Consider the following 23,925-nt stretch of genomic DNA (forward strand, 5'->3'; position numbering starts at 1 on the left):
GCCCCAGTGGCACGGGATCGAGGTGCGTATGGGTGGAACGGAAGGTGCCGTGGACGCTGCGGGAGCGGTGGGCGCGGGCATGTCGCGGCGCGAGCGGCTCGCACAGTTGCGCAGACAGATCGCGGCGGTCCCCGCGCGGGGCGGCGAGACCACCACGACACACGCCGGTGCGGGTGTCCCGGTGCTGCCCGTTCCCGAGCCGCTCGCCGCGCTCCTGCCGCACGGCGGGCTTGTGCGCGGTTCGGTCGTGTCGGTGTCGGGTGCCACGTCGCTGTTGCTCGGTCTCGTCGCGTCGATCACGGCGTCCGGCGGGCATGTCGCGGTGGTCGGCAGGCCGCAGCTCGGTCTCCTCGCGGCCGTCGAGATGGGCACGCGGCTGGACCGCCTCGCGCTCGTCCCCGAACCCGGTCCCGATCCCGTCGAGATCGCGGCCGTGCTGCTCGACGGCATGGACCTGGTGGTTCTCGGGCTCGGTGGCGGTGCGGTCGCGCCGTCGCGGGCTCGGGCGGTCATGGCACGTGCGCGCAGCAAGGGCTGCACGTTGGTCGTCACCGACGGCCGGTGGGACGGCGCGGAGATGACACTCGACGCCGAAGTCGACGGGTACGACGGGCTGGGGGACCGGCACCGGCGCGACCGGGGCCGGGTGTGCTCGGTGCGGTTGTCGGTGCGTGCGGGCGGCAAGACGTTCCGGCCGCGAACGACGCGTCTCGACGTCCGGTCGGCGCGTGGGCGCGTGGAGTGGGGGCAGGCGGCCGGGCCCTCCGCCGTCGACGGCCCCGCCGCCGGGGTCGCGAGCGCATGACCGGTGCACGGGTCATGGCGCTCTGGTGCCCGGATTGGCCGGCCGTCGCGGCGGCGGCCTCGGTCGACCTGTCGCCCGCCCACCCGGTCGCGGTGCTCGCGGGCAGCCGTGTCGTCGCGTGCTCGGCGCCTGCACGTGCCGAGGGTGTGGTGCGCGGCCTACGCAAACGCGAAGCGCAGGCACGATGTCCGCGGCTGCACGTCGCCACCGCGGACGACGACCGCGACGCGCGGCTGTTCGAGACGATCGTGGCGGCGGTCGATGCCGTCGCGCCGGGTGTCGAGGTGCTGCGTCCGGGGCTGATCGTGTTGTCGGCGCGGGGCGTGGCGCGATACTTCGGGTCGGAGGAGGTCGCGGCGGAGCGGTTGATCGACGAGGTCGCGGCGCAGGGCGTCGAATGCCAGGTCGGGGTCGCCGACCATCTCACGGTCGCGGCTGTCGCGGCACGTCGCGGCATGCTCGTCGCTCCCGGATGCAGCGCCGATTTCCTTGCACCGCTGCCCATGTCGGAACTCGCCGCCGAGCCGTCGCTGTGCGCGCCCGACCGCGGCGACCTGGTGGATCTGTTGCGGCGTCTGGGCATACGTACCGTTGGCTCGTTCGCCGCGCTCGCGTCCGTCGACGTCGCCACGCGGTTCGGTCCCGACGCGGTGCGCGCGCACCGGGTCGCGCGCGGCGAGGACGAACGTCCGCCGTCGGCGCGTCGTGTGCCTCCCGATCTCGACGTCGAACTGCGGTGCGATCCGGTGATCGAGCGCGTCGACGCCGCGGCGTTCGCGGGCAGGCGGCTCGCCGAGCGTCTGCACGGTGTGCTGTCGGCCGCGGGCGTGGCATGTACCAGGCTCACCGTCACCGCCGTCACGGAAACCGGCGAAACACACGTCCGCACATGGCGTCTCGCGGAACCGCTCACCCCGGAGGGCACGGCCGACCGGGTGCGCTGGCAACTCGACGGCTGGTTGAGTGGGCGTGGGGCGCCGCGGCCGAGTTCCGGTGTCGCGATGCTGCGGCTCGAGCCCGTCGAGGTCGTCGCGGCAGGCACGCTGCAACTCGGGCTGTGGGGCGGGGTCGGCGAGCAGGAGGAACGCGCCCGCCGCGCGCTCGTCCGGGTTCAGGGCATTCTCGGCGGCGAAGCCGTCCAGGTGGGAGTGCTCAGTGGTGGCCGCGGGCCCGCCGAACGGATCACCTTGCTGCCGTTGGGCGAAGAGCGGGTGCCTGTCACCGATCCGGCACAGCCGTGGCCCGGCAGGCTCCCCGAGCCCGCCCCCGCGTCGCTCCCGGTCGGCTCTCCCCGCATCGAGGTGACCGGCGCGGACGGCACGCCGGTCACCGTCTCCGAGCGGGGCCTGTTCAGCGACGCCCCCGAGCGGGTGCGCTGGGGCAGTCGCGAATGGGCGGTGCAGGCGTGGTCGGGTCCGTGGACGGCCGACGAGCAGTGGTGGGATCCTGCCCACGCTCGTGCGATCGCCCGCGCACAGGTCCTGCTCGAGGACTCGCGTGCCCTGCTGGTGCGCTACACGGCGGGGACGTGGACGGTCGAGGGGATCTACGAATAGCCGCACCGGCGCGCGGGTCGTCATCGACGAGTGGAATCCTGGAAGACCGTGAACACCGGCACCACGTCTCTCCCACTCGGCGGTATCGACATCTCGTATCGCGATTCGGGTCCCACCGAGCATCCGGTTCCGGTGCTGCTGGTCCACGGCATGGGCGGCGACGGCCGCACCTGGGACCGCTTCGCGCGGACGCTACGCGGCGAGGGGCGCCGGGTGCTCACGATGGATCTGCGTGGCCACGGCCGCAGCGCGAAGGCGACCAGCTACCGATTCGAGGAGTTCGGCTCGGACGTCGCCGAGGTGTGCGACGAGCTGGGGATCGAGCGGGTCGACCTCGTCGGCCACTCGCTCGGTGGGCATGCCATCGGCTTGGTCGCGCGGGAACGTCCCGACCTCGTGCGACGCCTCGTGATCGAGGAGGCGCCGCTGCCGCTGCGCGACGGTTCCGACACGCACGACGAGACGCCGCGCAGGCCGACGCCGCAGGAACTGTGGCATGCCACCACGAGCCTGCTGCGCAGCCCGCGCGCGCTGTTCGCGTTCGACCGGGCGATGACCGGGCCCGCGCTCGAACAGTTCCACACGCCGGACCCCGAGTGGTGGGAGCGGTTGTCGTCCATCGAATCGGACGTGCTGTTCCTGCGGGGCGGGCCGACCGGCATGGTCGATCCCCAGCGGCTCGAGCACTTCACGCAGGCACTGCCGCGCACCCGTGTCGTGTCGTTCACCTGCGGGCACAGCATCCACCGGGACCGCTACCGCGAGTTCGAGAAGGTGGTCGTGCCGTTCCTGATGCGTCCGGACGGCCGCTGACCCGCGCGCCTGCCGGAGCATGTCGTTGTGATGTGCACCACTGGTTCGAGGACTAGTGTCGGGGACGGCGACGATGCCGGCGGCATCGTCGCGTCGTAGCGGCAGCCGTCCGGAGACAGGAGCGCTCATGACCACCATCACCCCTCACCCGTCTCGCGAAGGGTTCAGCTCGCTGCGTGCGGGCGGCTTCAACTGGGATTCGTTTCCGCTGCGCTTGTTCGTGAAGGGCAACGGCAAGTTCTGGAACCCCGCGGACATCGACTTCTCGCAGGACGCGCGCGACTGGCAGGAGCTGAACGACGAGCAGCGGCGCAGCGCGACCTATCTGTGTGCGCAGTTCATCGCGGGCGAAGAGGCGGTCACCGAGGACATCCAGCCGTTCATGAAGGCGATGGCCACCGAGGGTCGGTTCGGCGACGAGCTGTACCTCACGCAGTTCTGTTTCGAGGAAGCCAAGCACACGCAGGTGTTCCGGTTGTGGATGGACGCGGTCGGTCTCGACGGCGACCTGCATCCCTATGTCGCCGAGAACCCCTACTACCGCAAGCTCTTCTACGAGGAGCTGCCCGACTCGCTCCGCGTCCTCGAGACCGACCCCAGTCCGGTCAACCAGATCCGCGCCTCGGTCACCTACAACCACGTCATCGAGGGTTCCCTCGCGCTCACCGGCTACTACGCGTGGCAGAAGGTGTGCGCCACCCGCGGCATCCTCCCCGGCATGCAGGAACTGATCAAACGCATCGGCGACGACGAACGGCGGCACATGGCGTGGGGCACGTTCACATGCAGGCGGCATGTCGCGGCCGACGACAGCAACTGGGCGGTGGTGGGCGAGCGGATGGGCGAGCTCATGCCGCTCGCGCTCGGCATGATCGAGTGGGTGAACGACCAGTTCGAGGAGCAGCCGTTCGGTCTCGACAACCAGGAGTTCCTGTCGTACGCGGCCGATCGCGCGCAACGGCGGCTGTCGGCGATCGAATCCGCGCGGGGCAAGCCCGTCGATCAGATCGACGTCGACCACTCGCCCGAGACGCTCGAGGACAAGTTCGGTGAAGAGGATGCCGCCGCGCTGGAAGGGGCGTGACGTCGACGGCTCTGGAGGGGCGTGACGACAAGGCGCGCAAAGGGAATGATGGCGGTATGGAGCCTCCGAAACTCACCTCCCTCGACCGCGCGCTCGTCGGGTGGTCGCTCGTGTTCGTGGTGTCGCAGTCGCTCATCGCGCGGCTGCTCGGCCCGGTCGCACCGCGCGTGCTCGAAGTGCAGACCGCGTGGTCGGCGCGCCGGTACGCCGCGATCCTCGCGAAGATGGACGACGACGAACTCGCGCGCTACCGCAGCCATTTCTATCCGGACTTCGTGCACCCGCTGATCTATGCGATCGCGCTGCGCACCGGGGTGGCGCGACTGCACGAACTCGCGCCGACCGGCCGGACGGCACACGCGCTGCTCTCGGCGGCCCCCGCGGTGTCGGCCGCGGGGGATTACGTCGAGAACGTCGCGGGCCTGTATCTGCTCGCCCATCGCGATCGCGCGACCGACGGTGTCGTCCGGGCGGTGTCCACCGTGAGTATCGTCAAGTGGATCCTCGCACTCGGTGTACTCGGTTATCTCACACAGGGTTTCGCGCGGATATGGTTGCGCGCCTTGCGGCGGGGGTGACCGGTGCCCGAACTCGAGACGCTCACCTTCGCCGATCGCGACCACTTCGCGTCGTGGCTGGCCGAGCACGGTGCGTCGTCGCCGGGTATCTGGCTGCGGATGGCGAAGAAGGCCTCTCCGCACTCGACGATCGACTACGCGAACGCTCTCGAAGTGGCGTTGTGCCACGGCTGGATCGACGGCCAGGTGAAGAGTCTCGACGCGGACTTCACCTTGCGGCGCTTCACTCCGCGCACGGCGCGCAGTCCGTGGTCGAAACGTAACTGCGCACTCGTCCTCGACCTCGACGCCAGGGGGCTGCTGACCCAGGCCGGCCGCGCCGAAATGGAACGTGCCCAGGCGGACGGCCGTTGGGACCGGGCCTACGAGGGGCAGGCGAAAGCCGAGGTGCCGCAGGATTTCCTCGACGCGCTTGCGCAGAACGACGCGGCCGCGGAATTCTTCGCGACGCTCGACCGCCGGAACCGGTATTCGGTCGTCCACCGATTGCAGCAGGCCGTGCGCCCCGAGACCCGTGCGCGACGGATCGCGCAGTTCGTCGAGATGTTCGCGCGCGGCGAAGCGATTCACCGAGCCGGCCGGTAGGCGGCGAAGCGACTCACCGAGCCGGCCGGTAGGCGGCGATGCGATTGACCGAGCAGGCCGGTCGCGCAATGCGCCGGTGCGTGTCGGGCATGCGGGCTATCGTCGGTGCATGATCGATCACTTCGGGTTTCCGGTCGCCGACGCCGCCCGTTCGGTGCCGTTCTACCTCGACGTCTTCGGGCCGGTGGGGTTGGCCGAGATCATCAGGGTCGACACCGCGGAGGCGCTCGTCGTGGGCATGGGCACCGACCAGGCCCCGTACTTCTGGCTGCATCAGGCGCAGGCCGTCGAGCAGGAACTGCACATCGCGTTCTCGGCCGCGAGCCGCGAGATCGTCGACCAGGTGCATGCGCGGGCAGTCGCGGCGGGCGCCGAGGTCCTGCATGCCCCGCGGTTGTGGCCGGAGTACCACCCCGGCTACTACGCGGTCTTCCTGCGCGATCCCGACGGTCACAATGTCGAGGCCGTGCACCACAGCTTCTGACGTCCGGGTGAGCTGCGGCGCGGCGGCCGAGCCGGTCACGACCTACGACGCACGGGTGCGAGGCGGGCCGACCTGATCCGTGGTCACCAGTGTGCTCCCGGGACCAGGCGGCCGAGCCGTCGTGCGGCCTTCGTCCACGGCGTCGAGTCGTGGCGGCGGGTGAGCGGTTCCGGTCCGTCGGGTACGTCCGGCGTCGGAGCCTTTTCTCCGCGTGCGGCGGGCGCGTCCGGGTACGCCCGGTACATCTGGTGCAGAGTGCGGTCTTTCAGCTTGGGTGCGAACATGTGCCCGAACTCGCCGAGCGTGCCGATCGGCACGTCGATCCGCTTGGGCTTGTCGATCAGCGCGCGCACGACCATCGCGGCCGCCTTGTCGGGGGTCGCGACGGGGCCCGCGTTGTAGTTCCCCGACGGGGCGATCATCGGTGTCTGGACGAGCGGCATGTGGATCGTCGTGAACGTGATGCCGTCGGACAGGGTCTCGGCCGCGGCGACGTCGGCGAAGCCGTCGAGCGCGGCCTTGCTCGCGACGTACGCGGCGTAGCGGGGCGTGCGTGCCTGCACGCCCGCGGTCGAGATGTTCACGATGTGCCCGAAGCGGCGCTCACGCATGTGTGGCAGCAGCGCGAGCACCATGCGTACCGCGCCGAAGTAGTTGACCGCCATCGTCCGTTCGAAGTCGTGCAGCCGGTCGGTCGACCTGTAGAGGCCACGCCGGATCGAGCGGCCCGCATTGTTGACCAGCATGTCGACATGTCCGTGGTCGGCGAGCAGTGACTCGACGGTGCTCACGACGGACTCGTCGTCGGTGAGATCGCACGGATACGCGAACGCCGATCCGCCGCGTTCGCGGATCCCGGTGACGACGTCGTCGAGTTCGGCACCGCGGCGGGCGAGTAGTAGCACCGTCGCGCCCTTGTCCGCGATCGCGTACGCCGAGTGCTTGCCGATACCCGACGACGCTCCGGTCACGACGACGTGCCGTCCGACGAGCACGCCGTCCGGATGCGGTCGCCGGGCCCGGTCGGGGTCGAGTTGTGTGCGCCAGTAACGCCACAGGACGTCCGCATAGGACGCGAACGCCGGCACGGTGATCGCGTGCGGCTCGAGGGCCGCGCGCGTCGCGTCGTTGCGGAACACGGTGGGCAACGTCATGTTCTCGAGGAGGACAGGTGGCACGCCGAGGCGGTGGAGCGCGGTGCGGCGGAGGCGTTCGACGGACCGGATCGGCACCGGAGCGAGCGCCGCGCGGCCGAGCGCGCCCGGAAGGTCGGCGACGGCGACGGGCGCGCCCGCGGCCGACGCGAGCGCGGAGTAGACCTCGCGAACCGGCTGCGGCCGGTCCGCGACCAGATGGAATGTGCGGCCGTCGAGATCCGGGCTGGTGACGAGCGCGGCGAGCGCGTCCGCCACGTAGTCGACGGGCACGAGGTTCGTCGCCCCGAGGTCGGGGACCGCGACGGGCAGCGAGCGGGGCAGCCGCGCCAGCGCACCCAGCGCGGGGAAGAGGAAGTACGGCCCGTCGATCTTGTCGATCTCGCCGGTGCCCGAGTGCCCCACGACGACCGACGGCCGGTACACGCGGCGACGCAGGTCGTCCGCGTCGCGCACGAGGCGCTCCGCCTCGAACTTCGTGCGGTGATAGGGCGTCGGGAAGCGCTGGCCGAGGTCGAAGTCGTTCTCGGTGAACTCGCCGCGGTGGTCGCCCGCGACGGCGATCGACGACACGTGGTGGAGCGTCGCGTCGAGGCTGCGGGCGAGTGCGACGACCGCGAGGGTGCCGTCCACATTGGTCTCGGCCTGCTCGTCACCCGCCGTGAGGTCGTAGATCGCGGCGAGGTGCACGACATGATCCACCTCGGCGAGCCGGCCGGAGCCGGCGGGATCGGCGAGACCCAGCCCGGGCGCCGTCAGGTCGCCCACGAGTGGGCGGATGCGCTCTCTCGCCTCGAACCCCAGCGCGATCTGTTCGAGCCGGGCGACGGACGCCTGCCGGACCAGAACGTGCACCTGCGCGTCCGGGTCGCGCCGCAGCAGTGCGGAGAGGAAGTGGCGGCCGAGGAAGCCGGTGCCGCCCGTGACGAGGTACGTGGCCATGGCCTGAACTTACTTCAAAGTAAGTTCAGGGGCCAGGGTGCGGGTCAGTGCCCGATACCGACCTTCGAGTGCACCTTCTTCATCCATGTGGGGGCCCACCAGTTGGCATTGCCCATCAGCTTGACGAGCGACGGAACGAGCAGCATGCGCACGATGGTCGCGTCGACCAGGAGCGCGACGATCATGCCGACGCCGAGGAATCGCATGATCGACAGGCCCGAGATGGTGAACGCGCCGGTGACGACCACGAGCAGCAACGCCGCCGCTGTGACGATGCGGCCCGTGGTCTGGGCCCCGAAGCGCACCGCGTCCTCGGTGGACGCGCCCGCGGTGCGCGCCTCCACCATGCGCGAGAGCAGGAACACCTCGTAGTCGGTCGACAGGCCGAACACGACCGCGAGGATCAGCACCACGAATGTCGGTTCGAGTGCGTTCGGCGTGACCCCGAGCAGCGATGCGCCGTGGCCCAGCTGGAACACCCAGGTGAGCACGCCGAATGTCGCGGCGAGGCTGAGTCCCGCCATCGCGACCGCCTTGAGCGGCAACACGATCGAGCCGAACGCGAGGAACAGCAGGACGAGCGTGGACAGGACCATGATCGCGATCATCACCGGGAGCCAGTGCACGATCGCGGCATTGCTGTCGTCGACGGTGGCCTGGCCGCCGCCGACGAGCAGTTCCGTGCCGTCCGGCGGCGACAAGCCGCGGAGCGCGGACACCGCATCGCTCTGCTGATCGGTGCTCACACCTTCCGAGTAGACGGCCGAGATGCCGACGTACTGCCCGTTCGAGCCGAGGACCGTCGCGGCCGCGATGCCGGGCACCTTGCCCGCTTCGGCGGCGACGGCCGCCCCGTCGGCGACGGTGGGCGGTGTGCCGTCGGCGGCGCGCAGCACGAGCGTCGCGCCGTTGCCCGTCGTCGGGTATTCGTCGGACAGTGTTTGGGCGGCGATGCGCGCGGGATCGTCCTCGGGCAGCGCCGTGTACGTGACCTCACCGAAGGACGCCTTCGTGAGCGGGAACGCGAGAACGAGAAGCCCCGCGACGATCGTCACGGCGACCACCGCCGGACGACGCATCACGGCGGTGACGACGCGGCCCCAGAACCGGTGGGCGCGTTCCTCCGCACGATCGGCCGCACCCTTGCGCCAGGTGATCGCGTCGATCCGCGGACCGAGGATCGCGAGCAGTGCGGGCACGATCGTGAGCGACAGCACGGCCGCACCGAACACCGCGGCCATGGCACCGAGACCGAGCGACTTCACGACTCCCTGCGGGAACACGAGCATGCCCGCGAATGCGCACATCAGCAGCAAGCCCGAGAACGCGATGGTGCGGCCCGCGCTGAGCACGGTGCGTGCCGTCGCGTCGCGGGTCGTGGCACCCGAGCGCATTTCCTCACGGAAACGGCCGACGACGAACAGTCCGTAGTCGATCGCCAGGCCCAGGCCGAGCAGCGACGCGACGTTGACCGCGAAGGAACTGACGTCGGTGACGAGGGTGAGCAGTCGCAGCACGGCCAGCGCGACCATCACCGCCATCGCCCCGACGAAGACCGGAACCGCGGCCGCGACGAGACCGCCGAAGACGAAGAACAGCAGGACGAGCGTGACGGGCAGCGCGATCGCCTCCGCCAGCACCAGGTCGTGTTGCAGCTGTTCGGTGAACGCGACGCCCACCACCGAGTTGCCTGCGAACTGTGTCTGCACTCCGTCGATCTCGAGTTTCGGCAGCAGGTCCGCGAAGGTCGCCATCGTGACCCCCGAATCGGGGTCGAGCGTGATCGCGGCGGACGCGCTCGTGCCGTCCTCGGCGCGCTGCAACTGTCTGCTCTGCGGATTGCCGTCCCAATAGGACGTGACGGATTCGGTGGGGACGTCGGCCGCGAACTCGTCGAGACTCGCCGAGACGGCGGGCCCGATGTCGTCGAGCGAGCGCCCGTCCTCGGGGGTGTAGAGCACGACGATGTCCGGCGATCGGGCGCCGAGATTCTCCTCGACGATGTCGGCGACTTCGGCGGATTCGCTGTGCGGGTCGACGAATCCGCCGTCGCTCATCTGCCCGAACACGCCTGCGCCCCAGACGCCTGCCACGAGTGCGGCCGCGACGACGACGGCGAGGACCCACCACTTGCGGGTGACGACGAACGAGGCCCAACGAGTCATGCGATTCATTTCCGTTCGGTTCCGGTGGCAGGGCAGCCACTCGAGGTTATATGCGCGCGAACGCGATGTGGGGGCCAGGCGGGAGGGCCGCCGGTGCGGAACAATCGGTCGGGTGGACCCCGAACACGAGCCGCTGCGTGCGCTCGCCGATCCCGTGCGTATGCGCGCGCTGCTCGACGCGCGCACCGCGCTGTGGGGCAGCCCCGATCCTCGCACCACCGCGAGCCTGTGGTGGTACGCGGCGAGCTGGCTCCTCGTCCGCGGCCCGATCGAGACACGGCTCCGAGGCGGCGCCGAAGTCGCGACCCTCGACTCGAATGCGGTCACCGCGCCGAGCGGGTACCTGTCGGATGTCGGTCCCGCCACGCCGACCGACGACGCTGCGGTCGCACTGCTCGAGCTGCTCGCCCCGCTCGTCGACGCGCTCGCCGACGCGGGCGGGCCGCCGCGCCGGGTGCTGTGGGCACTCGTGACCGACTCGGTCGCGAACTGTGCGCTCGCCGCGGCACCGCGCGACGGAGTCGCGGTGACATCGCGCGACGGAGTCGCGGTGACATCGGGCGACGGAGTCGCGGTAGCCAACCTGTGGGTGAGTGAATTGCACAGTGCCGGGGCCGCATTGCCGACGCCGCGCTTCGAGGTCGTGGACGGCCGGGTCCTGACTCGCCGCTCCTCGTGTTGCCTGATCTATCGCGTCGGCCCGCGGGAGCACGCGGTGCCGATGTGCACGAGCTGTCCCAAACGGCATCCCGACGACCGTCACGCCCGACTCTCGGGCAACTGACGACGGCGTTACGGCTCGGACGTGGCCGGTGCGCAGTGCGGCGCGGCGGACCATCGAGCCGCGCGCACCTGCGGAACCCGTGACGCCTGCCGGTGTTCGGGCACGATGTTGGGTAGCAACAACTCCCACATGCCGTCGATGTGTTGTTCGAGTTTCGTGCGCTCGTCGAGCACATTCGACACGAGCTGGATGCCGGCGTACGCGCTCACCAGGAAGTGTGCGAGGACCGCCAGGTCGGTGGCCGGGTCGACGTCCCCCTCGTCGACTGCCTGGCGGAGCAGCTGTTCGCACCGGTCGATCCAGCCGAACTCGGGCCTGCGTGTCGTACGGGTGCGTTCGAGGCGCAGTCGCAGCCCGGCCCGAACGACGATGTCGGCGGCGAGTCTGCGCCCGAGTTCGTGGCACACCATGACCATCTTGTCGAGCGCGGGCGCCTCGGTCGCGACGACCGTCTCGAGCACATCGCTGGTCACCGCCTTGTGGTGGACCGCGACGACGTGCGCGAGCTCGTCCTTCGACGCGAAGTGGAAGTACAGGGCGCCCTTGGTGATGCCCGCGCGTTCGACGATGTCGTTGAGCGAAGAACCCTCGTAGCCGCTGCGTTCGAACACCGCTGCTGCCGCGAGCACGATGTGCGCACGCGTGGCGACAGCGCGAGCTTGACGGGCCACGAGCCACCTTTCGGGACGGACGACGAGCGGCGACCCCCGAGACTATCCGTAGTCCGTCGGCACCGGCCACCGTGCCCCGCCTGCCGGGACGCAGGTCACGACAGGTAGTGCGGCTGTGGGTCGCTCTTGTGCGTCCAGTCCCAGCCCAGCGCCTTCTGCTCGCCGCCGAGATGCTCACGGCGGACGGTGCCCGCAGGCTCGAGCCGCACCACGATCGACTTCGACGTGGGGCAGTTGCTGCCGCGGGCGGTCGAGTCGAGCGGCACGAGGGGATTGGTCTCCGGGTAGTACGCCGCCGCGGTGCCGCGCGGGATGTCGTACTCGACGATGCGGAAGTCGGTGGCGTACCGCACGTGGTCGTCGTCGTCCCATTTGGTGATCAGGTCGATCATGTCGCCGTTGTCGTAGCCGAGCGCCGCGATGTCGTCGTGGTGCATGAACACGACGCGCCTGCCGCCCTCGATGCCGCGGTAACGGTCGCTCAGGCCGTAGATCGTGGTGTTGAACTGGTCGTGGCTGCGTAGCGTCTGCAGCAGCAGGTGGCGCTCGGGAACCTGCATCACCTCGAGCGGGGACACCGCGAACTCGGCGCGGCTCGACTGCGTCTCGAACCTGCGCTCGTCGCGCGGCGGGTGCGGCAGGATGAACCCACCGGGCCTGCGGACGTTGACCTCGTATCCCTCGCACCCGGGGACGACGGCGGCGATGTAACGGCGGATGACGGCGTAGTCGTCGCGCATCGCGAGCCAGTCGAGGCCGTACCGGTCGCCGAGGGTGGCGTGCGCGATCTGGGTGACGATGCCGGTCTCCGATTCGAGATACGGGCTCGCCGGTTCGAGGGGGCCGCGCGACGCGTGTACCGAACACGTCGAGTCCTCGACGCTCACGTACTGCGGCCCCGACGCCTGGACGTCCTTCTCGGTGCGTCCCTTGACGGGGAGGATGAAGGCGGTCTCGCCGGTGACGAGGTGCGAGCGGTTGAGTTTCGTCGACAGTTGCACCGACATGCGGGTGTTCTGCATCGCGGCCGCGGTGACGCGCGAATCGGGTGCGGCGTCGACGAAGTTGCCGCCGAGGCTCATGAAGAACTTCGCCTTGCCGTCGCGCATGGCGCGGATCGAATCGACCGTGTCGTGGCCGTTCTCGCGCGGCGGGTCGAAACCGAACACCTCCTGCAGCGAGTCGAGGAAGCTCTGTGGCGGACGCTCCCAGATGCCCATCGTGCGGTCGCCCTGCACATTGGAGTGGCCGCGCAGCGGCAGCAGGCCCGCGCCGGGCTTGCCGATGTTGCCCTGCGCGAACGCCACATTGCACACCTCCTTGATGATCGCGACCGCGTTGCGGTGCTGCGTGAGCCCCATCGCCCAGCAGAACACCGTCTTCTTCGAATCCGCCAGCATACGAGCGGCTTTCGTGATCTCGGCCCGGGTGAGCCCGGTCTCCTGGAGCACGTCGTCCCAGTCGACGCGCTGTACGTGGTCCTTCCACTGCGCGAAGCCGTGCGTGTACTCGTCGAGGAACTCGTGGTCGAGTGCGTCCCACTCGACCAGCAGCGAGCCGATCGCCTGCATCAGCGCGAGATCGCCACGCGGGCGGATCTGCAGGTGGAAATCGCTGAGGTCGGTACCGCGGCCGAGCACGCCGGAGGGTGTCTGCGGATTCTGGAAGTGCAGCAGCCCGGCTTCCTTGAGCGGGTTGATCGAGAGGATCTTCGCGCCGTTGCGTTTCGCCGTCTCGAGGTGGGTGAGCATGCGCGGATGGTTCGTGCCGGGGTTGTGGCCTTGCAGCACGATCAGCTCGGCGTCGTGCACGTCGTCGAGGACGACGCTCGCCTTGCCGATGCCGATCGACTCGGCGAGGGCGATCGAGGTGGACTCGTGGCACATGTTCGAGCAGTCGGGCAGGTTGTTCGTGCCGAATGCGCGCACGAACAGTTGGTACGCGAATGCGGCCTCGTTGGACGCGCGCCCGGACGTGTAGAAGATCGCCTCGTCGGGGCTGTCGAGACTGTTCAGCTCGGCTCCGATCAGCCGGTAGGCCTCGGCCCACTCGATCGGTTCGTAGTGTGCGGCGCCCGCGCGTTTGATCATCGGGTGGGTGATGCGTCCCTGCTTGCCGAGCCAGTAGTCGCTGTGCGACGCGAGATCCTCGATCGAGTACTGCGCGAAGAACTCGGGGGTGACCCGTGCCGTGGTCGCCTCCTCGGCGACGGCCTTGGCTCCGTTCTCGCAGAACTCCGCCGGGTGGCGGTGGCCGGGGTCGGGATCGGGCCACGCACAGCTCATGCAGTCGAAGCCCTCGGCCTTGTTGAGTTCGAGCAGTGTCTCCCCGGTGCGGACGAGGCCCATCTGGCGCAGCGAACGGTTCATCGAGACGGCGACCGCGGTGGCACCGGCAGCTTTGGTCTTGGGTTTGCCCACGCGCAGATCGGCTTCGTCGTAGTCGGGGTGGTGGTCGACGACGCCGCCGTCCCCGGTGACGCCGTGATCGCGTGCCGAACCGTTGCTACCCATCGTGCGACCTCCCACTCGGTGACGCAGTGCGTCTCCGAGCCTAGGCACTGGGCGCGAGGGGTGGGGGCGAACGCGCCGGGGCGGGTGCCGGAGGTCATGACTTGCCCGGAGGCGCCGACTCGAGCGATGATCGAACACAAGTTCGATTGCAAAGCCGGCCCGGGGTACGGGCCGGATCCAAGTGTTCGGGTCCGAGTGTGGAGTGGTGATGGCTGGGTTCGGTGTGGGCCCGCCTACGTGGTCCGAGATGGAGCGGGTGCTTTCCGGGCGCCCGCCCGTGCGCCGCGACGAACAGCCGGACGGCGGGTATCCCGGGGACGGCAACGACAGTCCTGCCTGGACTCGCACGCGGGGTCCGTACGAGGGTGTCGCGGTGCGGGGACAGTCGACCGTCCCGTACGCAGAACTGCACGCACACTCGGCCTACAGCTTCCTCGACGGGGCGTCCCCGCCCGAGGAACTCGTCGAGGAGGCCGCGCGGCTCGGGCTCGAGGCCGTCGCACTCACCGACCACGACGGTTTCTACGGCGTCGTCCGGTTCGCCGAGGCCGCCCGCGAACTCGGTGTACGCACCGTCTTCGGCTCCGAACTCACCCTCGACGACCAACACCTGCTGGTGCTCGCCCGCGGGCAGGAGGGATACCGGCGGCTGTCCCGGCAGATCGCCGCCGCGCACCTCGCCGGCGGCGAGAAGGGGATGCTGCGATACGACCTCGACGCGCTCTCCGACGCCGCGGGCGGGCACTGGCAGATCCTCACCGGCTGCCGTAAGGGCAGCGTGCGTGCCGCGCTCGCGCGGTCGGGCGAATCGGCCGCCGAGTCGGCGCTGCACGCGCTGATCGACCGGTTCGGCCGCGAGCGCGTCACGGTCGAACTCACCCATCACGGCATGCCCGAGGACGTCGAACGCAACGGCATCCTCGCGCGGCTCGCCGCGCGAGCGGGCGTCGGCGTGGTCGCGTCGACGGCGGCGCACTTCGCGCGGCCCGACCGCAGCCGGCTCGCGATGGCGATGGCTGCGGTGGGCGCCCGCTCGAGCCTCGACGACGCCGCGGGCTGGCTCGCCTCGACGGGCGGCGCGCACCTGCGTTCGGGCGACGAGATGGCACATCTGTTCGCCGAGCACCCGCAGGCCGTCACCGCCGCGGCGGAGTTGGGCCGCGAGTGTGCCTTCGATCTGTCGCTCATCGCCCCGAAGTTGCCGCCCTTCGACGTGCCCGAGGGGCACACGGAGGCGAGTTGGTTGCGGCAGTTGGCCTTCGACGGTGCCGCGCGCCGTTACGGTACGCGCGCCGCGCGGCCCGACGCGTATGCGCAGATCGAACACGAGCTGCGAGTCGTCGAACAACTCGAGTTCCCCGGCTACTTCCTGGTCGTGCACGACATCGTGTCGTTCTGCAGGAACAACGACATCCTGTGCCAGGGCAGGGGATCGGCGGCCAACTCGGCCGTGTGCTACGCGATCGGCATCACCCATGTCGATCCGGTGGGCAACAACCTGCTGTTCGAGCGGTTCCTCGCACCCGAACGCGACGGCCCACCGGACATCGACCTCGACATCGAGTCGGATCGGCGCGAGGAGGCCATCCAGTACGTCTACCGCCGATACGGGCGCGACTACGCGGCGCAGGTGGCCAATGTCGTCACCTATCGTGGCAAGTCGTCGGTCCGCGACATGGCGCGCGCTCTCGGGTACTCGCAGGGCCAGCAGGACGCGTGGAGCAAACAGGTCAGTCGCTGGACCGGCGTCGGCAAGGAGACCGGCACCGACATTCCCGCGCCCGTACTCGAACTCGCGGCCCAGATCGAGGGATTTCCACGGCATCTGGGCATCCATTCCGGTGGCATGGTGATCTGCGACCGGCCGATCGCCGACGTGTGCCCGGTCGAGTGGGCCCGCATGGAGAACCGCAGTGTCCTGCAGTGGGACAAGGACGACTGCGCCGCGGTGGGATTGGTGAAATTCGACCTGCTCGGCCTCGGCATGTTGTCGGCGCTGCACTACATGATCGATCTCGCCGCCGAGCACAAACAGCTCGACGTCGATCTCGCGCAACTCGATCTCACCGAGCCCGCCGTGTACGAGATGCTGTGCCGCGGAGATTCGGTCGGTGTGTTCCAGGTCGAGTCGCGTGCCCAGATGGCGACGCTCCCACGGCTGCGCCCGCGCACGTTCTACGATCTCGTCGTCGAGGTCGCGCTCATCCGCCCCGGCCCCATCCAGGGCGGCTCGGTGCACCCGTACATCCGGCGGCGCAACGAGCTTGAGCCCGTCGAGTACGACCATCCGTCGCTGAAGCCGTCCCTCGAGCGCACGCTCGGCATCCCACTGTTCCAGGAGCAGCTGATGCAGGTCGCCGTCGACGTCGCGGGTTTCAGTGCGGCCGAAGCGGATCAGCTGCGCCGTGCGATGGGGTCGAAACGCTCGACGGAGAAGATGGACCGGCTGCGAGACCGGTTCTTCGCGGGCATGCGGGAGCGGCACGGCATCGAGGGCGAGGTCGCCGACCGGATCTACGAGAAGGTGCGCTCGTTCGCGAACTTCGGCTTTCCCGAGAGTCATTCGCAGTCGTTCGCATCGCTGGTGTTCTACTCGGCGTGGTTCAAGCTGCACCACCCGGCGATCTTCTGCGCGGGCCTGCTGCGCGCGCAGCCGATGGGTTTCTACTCGCCGCAGTCGCTCGTCGCGGACGCGCGCCGCCACGGAGTCACCGTCCACGGGGCCGACGTCAACCGCAGCCTCGCGCACGCGGGCACCTCGAACCACGGTCTCGAGGTGCGACTCGGGCTGGGCGAGGTGCGACACATCGGCGACGCGCTCGCCCAGCGCATCGTCGACGAGCGCGAGCGGGGCGGGTCGTTCACGTCGTTCGTCGACCTCACCGGCCGTGTCGAACTCACCGTGCCGCAGGCGGAGGCGCTCGCGACCGCGGGTGCGCTCGCGTCGCTCGGGCTCACCCGCCGCGAGGCGCTGTGGGCCGCGGGTGCGGCGGCGGGGGAGCGGAGCGGGCGCCTGCCGGGGCTCGGCACGTCGATCACCGCGCCCACGCTGCCCGGTATGAGCGATCTCGAACTCGCGGCGGCCGATGTGTGGGCCACCGGGGTGTCGCCCGACAGCTATCCCACCGAGTTCCTGCGTGGACAGCTCGACGAACTCGGCGTCGTGCCCGCGGGACGGCTGCTCGACGTCGCGGACGGCACCCGGGTCCTGGTGGGCGGCGCGGTCACCCACCGGCAGCGCCCCGCGACCGCCGCGGGCGTCACCTTCCTCAACCTCGAAGACGAGACCGGCATGGTCAACGTCGTGTGCTCGACGGGCTTGTGGGCCAGGTACCGCACGCTCGCGAACAGCGCTCCGGCACTGCTCGTGCGCGGGCGAGTGCAGAACGCCGAGGGTGCCGTGACGGTGGTCGCCGACCGGCTCCAGCGGATGGATCTGCGGATGCGTAGTTCGTCGCGCGACTTCCGGTGAGAATGCCGGCCTCGGCGGCCACCCCGAGGGTGGCCGCCGACGCGAAAGGTGGGACAACTTTCAATGGCTCCGGTGGTGCACGACACACCCGTTTCGCGCCGTTTTCTCCCCACTGAGCTGGGTATTCGGAAACAATGGGCGGCCGGGCTGGTGTACCCGTGGACAAGGGCGTACCGTCGCTCTGGTTGTCAGGCGAAAGGCCTGGAGAAGTCGACCAGAGAGCTCAGGTACGAGGTGCGTCATGCGTATCGCGAAACCGAAATCCATGAAGACGGAATGTGACCTTCAGGCCCTCGAGGCCGCCCTTGCCGACGGAGCGCCCGTCATCGACGTACGGGAGCTCGACGAGTACATCCAGGTACACGTCCCCGGCGTTACCTTGATCCCGCTGAGCGAGTTCGCCGGTCGCACCCACGAGATCCCCGACGCCGAGGTCGTCTACGTCGTCTGTGGTGTCGGCGGGCGCAGCCTGCAGGCCGCGAACTATCTCAACGCGCACGGCATTCGCGCCGTGTCCGTGTCCGGTGGCACCACCGCCTGGCTTCAGTCCGGACGCCCCGTCGAGGCCGGTGCCCCCGAGTCCGCCCCGGCTCCCTCGAACGCTGCGGTCTGATCGAACACCGCAGCTCGGTCGAACGTCCCGGTTCGACCCTTCTCACCCATCGGGTTCTTCACGGGCGCTTTCCCGCCCAGGCCGCGCACGAGCCACCATGCCGTCGCCGACGCGGCCGTCAGCCACATCCCGCACAGCGCGATCCATACCGCGCTGCCCACTGCATGGGGTACCGCTGTGCCGGTGGTGGACCCGAAGGCGTGTGCGCCCACCGCGCACGTGCCGAGCGGGAAGGTGAAACTCCACCACGACGGTGAGAACGGAAGCCCTCCAGCAAATGTGGTGAGCGTCACGTACGTCAGGGCGGCGATCGCGGCCGCGGCGAGCGTGCCGACGACGACCCCGTAGCCGACCGCGGCGAGGTGCACGCCCGGCCACGCCACGGCGCCGAGCAGGCTCACGGCCGCAATCGACTGACCGAGCACACCCAGCGGGATCCACAGTGTGGGCCTGGCCGCCGGATCCGGAAGCCCGCTGCGCCGCAGCCGCGTGAGTACTCCGCGGCCCACTGCGAACACACCGACCGCCACCGCCGCGACCTGGGTCCAACACGCACAGGCGAGGACGTCGCGCGCGAACCCGGAGGTGTGCGGCACGAGCGCGGCGCCGGTGGCCGCCGACACCATCGGCGGCACCACGGCCAACAGCACCGTCGGCGGCGCGTCGGACACATGCCGCGCGCGGCGCCGAATCGCCTCGGTGAAGGTCGCGAGACCGAGAAGTGTTCCCACGAACCACATTCCGACCGCAGGTACGAGCAGAGCGTCGAAATGTATGCGCACTGCCGCGCCCACTGCGAGAACGCCCATCGCGATCGCCCCGTGGAACGGGAACTCCGCGTCGTCCACGATGTCGGCGAGCGCCGACGCCGGAGTCGTGATCCAGCGCCTCGCATATCCCACGAGCAGGACGACGAGCACCGCGCCGGAGGCAACCGCCGCGACACGTCCGATCACCTGCTCGGTGTGTGAGGGTCCCGCGGCGACGGCGATCACACCTGTACCCATCGCTGCGGCAAACCATTTCGGCGTCATGCGCTCAGGCTCTCAGGGGCACGCCGCGGCCGGTAGAAGGGTTGGCGTTGGTCGCTCACAAACAGCGCTTGTGACTGCGGTATCGTCGTCCGGGTGCCGTTGTCGCCCCGTGTTCCCGAACTGAGCGCCCTCGACGTCCTCGTGACCGTCGAGCGTCTCGGCAGCATGGGCGCCGCCGCACGGGCCCACGGTCTCAGCCAGCAGGCCGTGTCGGCACGTGTCCGTTCCGCCGAACGCCAGTTCGGGATCAAGGTGTTCACCCGCGGCGCCTCGGGGGTCCGGCCCACCGCCGAAGGGGCGCTGCTGCTCGAGTGGGCGGGGCGCATCCTCGACGCGGCCGAGGAACTCGCGTCGGGTGTGAGTGCCCTGCGCGGCGAGCGCAGCCGCGGCGTCGACATCGCCGCGAGCATGACGATCGCCGAACACCTCGTGCCCGCGTGGACGGTCACGATGAGGCGCCGGTTTCCCGACGTCGTCACGTCGGTGCGCCTGCAGAATTCCGCCGAGGTCCTCGCCCGAGTCCGGTCCGGCGAAGCCGATCTCGGCTTCGTCGAGGGGCCCGACATCCCGAACGACCTGCGCAGCCGCGAGATCGGCCGCGACCAGCTCGTCGTCGTAGTGCCGCCGGGGCATCGCTGGGCGCGCATGGGGTCCGTGCCGCACGACGAGTTCGCCGCGACGCCGCTCGTGCAGCGCGAGCCCGGCTCGGGCACCCGCACCACGCTCGAACACGCGGTACCCGACGCCGCACCGCCGCTGCTCGAGCTCACCTCGGGTACCGCCGTCAAAGCCGCGGTCGTCGCGGGCAATGCGCCCGCCGTGCTGTCGTCGCTCGCGGTCGCAGGCGAACTCGACGACGGCAGACTGGTCGAGGTGCACGTCGAGGGCCTCGAGCTGCCTCGCTCGTTGCAGGCCGTGTGGGACCCCGCCCGGGGCGTGCGCGGGGCGGCACGCGAATTCCTCGACATCGCCCTCACCGCGCGCTGACGGCCACTCCCGCCGCGCCGACTACGAGGAGCGGGCTGCCCCGTCGAATCCGTGCTGACGCCACGCCTCGTAGGTCACGACGGCCGCCGCATTGGACAGATTGAGTGATCGGCGCCCCGCGAGCATCGGGATCCGCACGCGCTCGGTGACGTGCGGATCGGCCAGCACGTCCTCCGACAGCCCGGTGGGCTCGGGCCCGAACAGCAGGACGTCGCCTTCGCGGTACTCGATCTCGGTGTGGAAGGTCGACGCGTGCGCGGTGAACGCGAACACGCGGGCGTCGCCGACCGCTGCCCACGCGGCTTCGAGGTTCTCGTGGACCACGACGGACGCGAGATCGTGGTAGTCGAGGCCCGCACGCTTGAGCTTGGGTTCGGACAGGTCGAACCCGAGCGGTCCGACCAGATGCAGCGTGCTGCCGGTCCCCGCCACCATGCGGATCGCGTTGCCCGTGTTCGGCGGGATCCTCGGCTCCACGAACATCACGTCGCACGGAACTCCGCGCCGGCCCGAGGCGGCTGGGGCGGGTGTGTCTGGACGGTCCGGATTCCGCGAGATCATGGCTCCGATTCTGCTCCTGCGCGCCGTCCGCGCCTCGCCGGGTTGCGGTCGGCGCTAGCGTGAGACGCGACAGGCACGACGACGGGAGCGCGCGAGTGGCGGACGACACGGGCGGCACCGGCGCCGCCCCCGAGCACGAGTGGGGCGAGAACTACGACGACGCGGTGTGCTCGGGCAGCGAGTGGCACGGGCGGCATTTCACCGACTGCACCTTCCGCGACGCGGACCTGTCGGGTCTGAGCACCACCGCAGTCGTGTTCTCGCGGTGCGATTTCACCGGCACCGACCTGTCCGAGTCCCGGCACGTGCAGACAGCCTTCCGCAACTGCACCTTCACCGGGACGACACTGTGGCACAGCACCTTCCGTGCCTGCAGCTTCCTGGGTTCGGCGTTCGAGCGGTGCCGGCTGCGCCCGATCGTGGTCGACGACGTCGACTTCACGCTCGCCTCGCTCGGGGGCGCCGACCTGCGCGGTGTCGACTTCACCGACTGCATGATGCGCGAGGTGAACCTCGTCGGCGCCGATCTACGTGAGACGGTGCTGCGTTCGGTCGACCTGCTCGGCGCCCGCACCGGAGACACCCGTCTCGACGGTGCCGACCTGCGCGGCGCTCACGTCGAACCCGAACTGTGGCGCACCGCCGCGCTGCGCGACAGCCGTATCGAGCTCACCCAGGCGGCCGCATTCGCGGCGGCTCACGGATTGCGCGTCGAATAGGAGGCGAGCCTGGCTGACGCCGCGCGCGGCGACCTGAGACAATACGGGCCGTGACTGCAACGAGGCTCGACGGCAAGCTGACCCGCGACGAACTCTTCGACGATCTGCGCACGCGGGTCGCGGCGCTGAAGGAGCGCGGCGTCACGCCCGGCCTCGGCACGGTCCTCGTCGGCGACGACCCAGGATCGGCCGCGTACGTGCGCGGCAAGCATGCCGACTGTGCGAAGGTCGGCATCACGTCCATCGCGCGCCATCTACCTGCCGACGTCTCGCAGGCCGATCTCGACGCCACGATCGACGAACTCAACGACAACCCCGAGTGCACCGGGTACATCGTGCAGCTGCCGCTGCCCAAGCATCTCGACGAGAACGCCGCACTCGAGCGCATCGACCCGTCGAAGGACGCGGACGGCCTGCACCCGCTCAACCTCGGTCGTCTCGTGCTCGGCAAGGCCGCGCCGCTGCCGTGCACGCCGCGTGGCATCCTGCACCTGCTGCGCCGCTACGACGTCCCGATCGCCGGGGCGCACGTCGTCGTCATCGGCCGTGGCGTCACGGTCGGCAGGCCCATCGGCCTGCTGTTCACGCGTCGTTCCGAGAATTCGACGGTCACGTTGTGCCACACCGGCACCCGCGACCTCGCCGCCGAGGTACGCCGCGCCGACATCGTGATCGCGGCAGCGGGAGTGCCGTCGCTGATCACGCCCGACATGGTCAAGCCCGGCGCGGCGGTCGTCGACGTGGGAGTCAGCCGCACCGAGGAGGGTCTGCGCGGCGACATCGCCGAGGGAGTCGACGAGGTGGCAGGCTTCCTGTCGCCCAATCCGGGCGGTGTCGGCCCGCTCACGCGCGCCTTCCTGCTCACCAACGTGGTCGAGCGAGCCGAAGAGCTCGCCGCGGATGCCTGACGCACCGGTGCGCTGACATGGCCGACGTGCGGACAGCGGTGCGACGCCACGCCCCGATCCTGCTGGTACTCGTGATCGTGCTCGTCGCGGTCGGATTCGTACTGGCCGACCGCTGGCGCCGCGGCGCGTTCGTCATCGGGCTCGCCGCGGTCGTCGCGGGCGTGCTGCGGCTCGTCCTGTCCGACGACGCTGCGGGCCTGCTCGCGGTGCGCAGCAAGGCCTTCGACGTGGGTGCCCTTGCCGTGGTGGGCGGCACGATCGTGTGGCTCGCGGTGTCGATCGACCCGCTCGGCACCGACTGACCCCGTGAGCGATTTCGGCGTGCCCGGACTCGCAGAGTGCTCACGAGCCGGTCGAGCGCTCACGGGCGTCGGGTCAGCGCTCGCGGCGGGCCAGCTCCATCGTCTCGGTGAGCAGCGCCGCGACGGCCTCGGCTTCGGTGAGGAATCCGTCGTGCCCGTCGCGTGACTCGAGCACGCGGAGCCCGTCGCACGTCGGGATGTCGGCGGCCAGCTCTTCCTGCAGGCGCAGCGGGTAGAGCCGGTCGGAATCGACGCCCGCGACGATCGTCGGTGCGGTGATGCGCGCGAGCGCGGCGGCGATGCCGCCGCGGCCACGTCCGACGTCGTGCCGGTTCATCGCCTCGGACAGCAGCACGTACGTTCCGGGATCGAAACGTGCCACCAGCTTGTCGGCCTGGTGCTCGAGATAGCTCTGCACCGCGTAACGGCCACCGTCCCACGGGTTCTCGTCGGCTTGCGGAGCGTTGGTGAAGCGGCTGTCGAGCTCGGCCTCGCTGCGGTACGTGAGGTGCGCGATGCGCCGGGCGATGCGCAGCCCCTGCACCGGGACGCGTCCGGTGCCGTAGTAGTCGCCGCGCTGCCAGTCCGGATCGCTCGCGATCGCCTCGATCTGCGTCGTCTGTGTGCCGATCTGATCCGCCGTGGCGCGTGCCCCCACCGCGAGTACGAGCGCCGCCGCGACCCGCTCGGGATGCGTGATCTCCCACTCGAGCGTGCGCATGCCGCCCATCGAGCCGCCCACGACCGCGGCCAGTCGGTCGATGCCGAGTCGGTCGAGCAGCTGGCGTTCGGCCGTGATCTGGTCTCGGATCGAGATGCGTGGGAACCGGCTGCCCCACGCGCGGCCGTCGGCCGCGAGCGAGCCGGGGCCGGTACTGCCCTGACAGCCGCCGAGTGCGTTGATCGCGACGACGCACCACTCGTCGGTGTCGACCGCGGCGCCGGGACCGATCATGCCGTTCCACCAGCCCGGCGCCGGATGGTCGGAGTCCGCGGGCCCGACGACGTGCGAGTCGCCGGTCAGTGCGTGCTCGACGAGCACCACATTGTCCTTCGCGGGGGACAGCGCGCCCCAGCGCTGCACCGCGAGCGTGACGTGCGGCAGGTGCGCGCCGTTCTCGAGGTCGACGGGGCCGATGTCGATGTAGCTCATCCGGCCGTCGGGCAGCAGCAGCTCCTGCACGTCGGTGTGTTC

21 protein-coding genes are annotated in these 23,925 nt (G+C 70.1%); 14 read left to right on the forward strand and 7 right to left on the reverse strand.

Going from position 1 to position 23,925, the window contains the following annotated elements:
• The first annotated feature begins 79 nt into the window (after positions 1–79).
• The 7 genes from HCA44_RS03275 (at position 80) to HCA44_RS03305 (ending at position 5,905) form a co-directional block, all read left to right on the forward strand.
• Positions 80–805 (forward strand): hypothetical protein, encoded by a 726-nt coding sequence (locus HCA44_RS03275; protein WP_240945289.1) that lies wholly within the window; start codon positions 80–82, stop codon positions 803–805.
• On the forward strand, positions 802–2,361 hold the full coding sequence (locus HCA44_RS03280) for a DNA polymerase Y family protein (protein ID WP_169647109.1): 1,560 nt from the start codon (positions 802–804) through the stop codon (positions 2,359–2,361). Before HCA44_RS03275 ends, HCA44_RS03280 begins: the two co-directional genes overlap by 4 nt.
• A gap of 48 nt (positions 2,362–2,409) precedes the next feature.
• Positions 2,410–3,174 carry an alpha/beta hydrolase gene (locus HCA44_RS03285; protein WP_169647110.1) on the forward strand — a complete coding sequence of 255 codons (765 nt, stop codon included), beginning with the start codon at positions 2,410–2,412 and terminating at the stop codon, positions 3,172–3,174.
• Positions 3,175–3,301: 127 nt separating this feature from the next.
• Positions 3,302–4,258 (forward strand): R2-like ligand-binding oxidase, encoded by a 957-nt coding sequence (locus HCA44_RS03290; RefSeq protein WP_169647111.1) that lies wholly within the window; start codon positions 3,302–3,304, stop codon positions 4,256–4,258.
• Between the two features lie 56 nt (positions 4,259–4,314).
• Entirely contained in the window at positions 4,315–4,836 is a 522-nt protein-coding gene (locus HCA44_RS03295) for a hypothetical protein (RefSeq protein WP_169647112.1), read from the forward strand.
• Positions 4,837–4,893: 57 nt separating this feature from the next.
• A complete protein-coding gene (locus HCA44_RS03300) occupies positions 4,894–5,421 on the forward strand; it encodes a YdeI/OmpD-associated family protein (RefSeq protein ID WP_240945290.1) in 528 nt (175 codons plus the stop codon).
• A 109-nt stretch (positions 5,422–5,530) separates the two neighbouring features.
• On the forward strand, positions 5,531–5,905 hold the full coding sequence (locus tag HCA44_RS03305; RefSeq protein WP_169647113.1) for a VOC family protein: 375 nt from the start codon (positions 5,531–5,533) through the stop codon (positions 5,903–5,905).
• Positions 5,906–5,988: 83 nt separating this feature from the next.
• On the opposite strand, the gene HCA44_RS03310 is transcribed toward HCA44_RS03305, so the two are convergent.
• Together HCA44_RS03310 and HCA44_RS03315 are read right to left on the reverse strand one after the other, a co-directional pair.
• A complete protein-coding gene (locus HCA44_RS03310) occupies positions 5,989–8,001 on the reverse strand; it encodes an SDR family oxidoreductase (protein WP_169647114.1) in 2,013 nt (670 codons plus the stop codon).
• Between the two features lie 44 nt (positions 8,002–8,045).
• Positions 8,046–10,166, reverse strand: a complete 2,121-nt coding sequence (locus HCA44_RS03315; protein ID WP_169647115.1) for an MMPL family transporter — start codon at positions 10,164–10,166, stop codon at positions 8,046–8,048.
• Positions 10,167–10,278: 112 nt separating this feature from the next.
• Here HCA44_RS03315 and HCA44_RS03320 point away from each other — a divergent pair, with 112 nt between their 5' ends.
• On the forward strand, positions 10,279–10,950 hold the full coding sequence (locus HCA44_RS03320; RefSeq protein WP_169647116.1) for a (2Fe-2S)-binding protein: 672 nt from the start codon (positions 10,279–10,281) through the stop codon (positions 10,948–10,950).
• An 8-nt stretch (positions 10,951–10,958) separates the two neighbouring features.
• On the opposite strand, the gene HCA44_RS03325 is transcribed toward HCA44_RS03320, so the two are convergent.
• Positions 10,959–11,621 (reverse strand): ScbR family autoregulator-binding transcription factor, encoded by a 663-nt coding sequence (locus HCA44_RS03325; RefSeq protein ID WP_169647117.1) that lies wholly within the window; start codon positions 11,619–11,621, stop codon positions 10,959–10,961.
• Between the two features lie 95 nt (positions 11,622–11,716).
• The gene (locus tag HCA44_RS03330; protein WP_169647118.1) at positions 11,717–14,134 is read right to left on the reverse strand and encodes an FdhF/YdeP family oxidoreductase; all 2,418 of its coding nucleotides are present in this window, start codon (positions 14,132–14,134) and stop codon (positions 11,717–11,719) included.
• A gap of 208 nt (positions 14,135–14,342) precedes the next feature.
• Here HCA44_RS03330 and HCA44_RS03335 point away from each other — a divergent pair, with 208 nt between their 5' ends.
• On the forward strand, positions 14,343–17,606 hold the full coding sequence (locus HCA44_RS03335; RefSeq protein WP_206037641.1) for an error-prone DNA polymerase: 3,264 nt from the start codon (positions 14,343–14,345) through the stop codon (positions 17,604–17,606).
• Between the two features lie 265 nt (positions 17,607–17,871).
• Positions 17,872–18,219 carry a rhodanese-like domain-containing protein gene (locus tag HCA44_RS03340; RefSeq protein WP_169647119.1) on the forward strand — a complete coding sequence of 116 codons (348 nt, stop codon included), beginning with the start codon at positions 17,872–17,874 and terminating at the stop codon, positions 18,217–18,219.
• Here HCA44_RS03340 and HCA44_RS03345 read toward each other — a convergent pair.
• Positions 18,150–19,253: a C4-dicarboxylate ABC transporter gene (locus HCA44_RS03345; RefSeq protein WP_277350748.1), complete on the reverse strand. Its 1,104-nt coding sequence runs from the start codon at positions 19,251–19,253 to the stop codon at positions 18,150–18,152. The two genes, HCA44_RS03340 and HCA44_RS03345, sit on opposite strands and share 70 nt — an antisense overlap.
• A gap of 93 nt (positions 19,254–19,346) precedes the next feature.
• On the opposite strand from HCA44_RS03345, the gene HCA44_RS03350 reads away from it, so the two are divergent.
• Positions 19,347–20,240 (forward strand): LysR family transcriptional regulator, encoded by an 894-nt coding sequence (locus HCA44_RS03350; RefSeq protein WP_169647121.1) that lies wholly within the window; start codon positions 19,347–19,349, stop codon positions 20,238–20,240.
• 21 nt (positions 20,241–20,261) lie between these two features.
• On the opposite strand, the gene HCA44_RS03355 is transcribed toward HCA44_RS03350, so the two are convergent.
• Positions 20,262–20,723 carry a tRNA (cytidine(34)-2'-O)-methyltransferase gene (locus tag HCA44_RS03355; protein WP_169647345.1) on the reverse strand — a complete coding sequence of 154 codons (462 nt, stop codon included), beginning with the start codon at positions 20,721–20,723 and terminating at the stop codon, positions 20,262–20,264.
• Positions 20,724–20,965: 242 nt separating this feature from the next.
• Here HCA44_RS03355 and HCA44_RS03360 point away from each other — a divergent pair, with 242 nt between their 5' ends.
• Genes HCA44_RS03360 through HCA44_RS03370 form a run of 3 tightly spaced genes read left to right on the forward strand, consistent with a single transcriptional unit; the run spans position 20,966 to position 22,730 of the window.
• Positions 20,966–21,520 carry a pentapeptide repeat-containing protein gene (locus tag HCA44_RS03360; RefSeq protein ID WP_169647346.1) on the forward strand — a complete coding sequence of 185 codons (555 nt, stop codon included), beginning with the start codon at positions 20,966–20,968 and terminating at the stop codon, positions 21,518–21,520.
• Between the two features lie 50 nt (positions 21,521–21,570).
• A complete protein-coding gene (locus HCA44_RS03365) occupies positions 21,571–22,428 on the forward strand; it encodes a bifunctional methylenetetrahydrofolate dehydrogenase/methenyltetrahydrofolate cyclohydrolase (RefSeq protein ID WP_346764556.1) in 858 nt (285 codons plus the stop codon).
• 17 nt (positions 22,429–22,445) lie between these two features.
• Positions 22,446–22,730 (forward strand): DUF3017 domain-containing protein, encoded by a 285-nt coding sequence (locus tag HCA44_RS03370; RefSeq protein WP_169647122.1) that lies wholly within the window; start codon positions 22,446–22,448, stop codon positions 22,728–22,730.
• A gap of 73 nt (positions 22,731–22,803) precedes the next feature.
• On the opposite strand, the gene HCA44_RS03375 is transcribed toward HCA44_RS03370, so the two are convergent.
• Positions 22,804–23,883, reverse strand: a complete 1,080-nt coding sequence (locus tag HCA44_RS03375) for a homoserine O-acetyltransferase (RefSeq protein WP_169647348.1) — start codon at positions 23,881–23,883, stop codon at positions 22,804–22,806.
• Positions 23,884–23,925: the final 42 nt, after the last annotated feature.

It is taken from the genome of Rhodococcus sp. HNM0569 (assembly GCF_012726205.1).
GTDB lineage: Bacteria > Actinomycetota > Actinomycetes > Mycobacteriales > Mycobacteriaceae > Rhodococcus_F.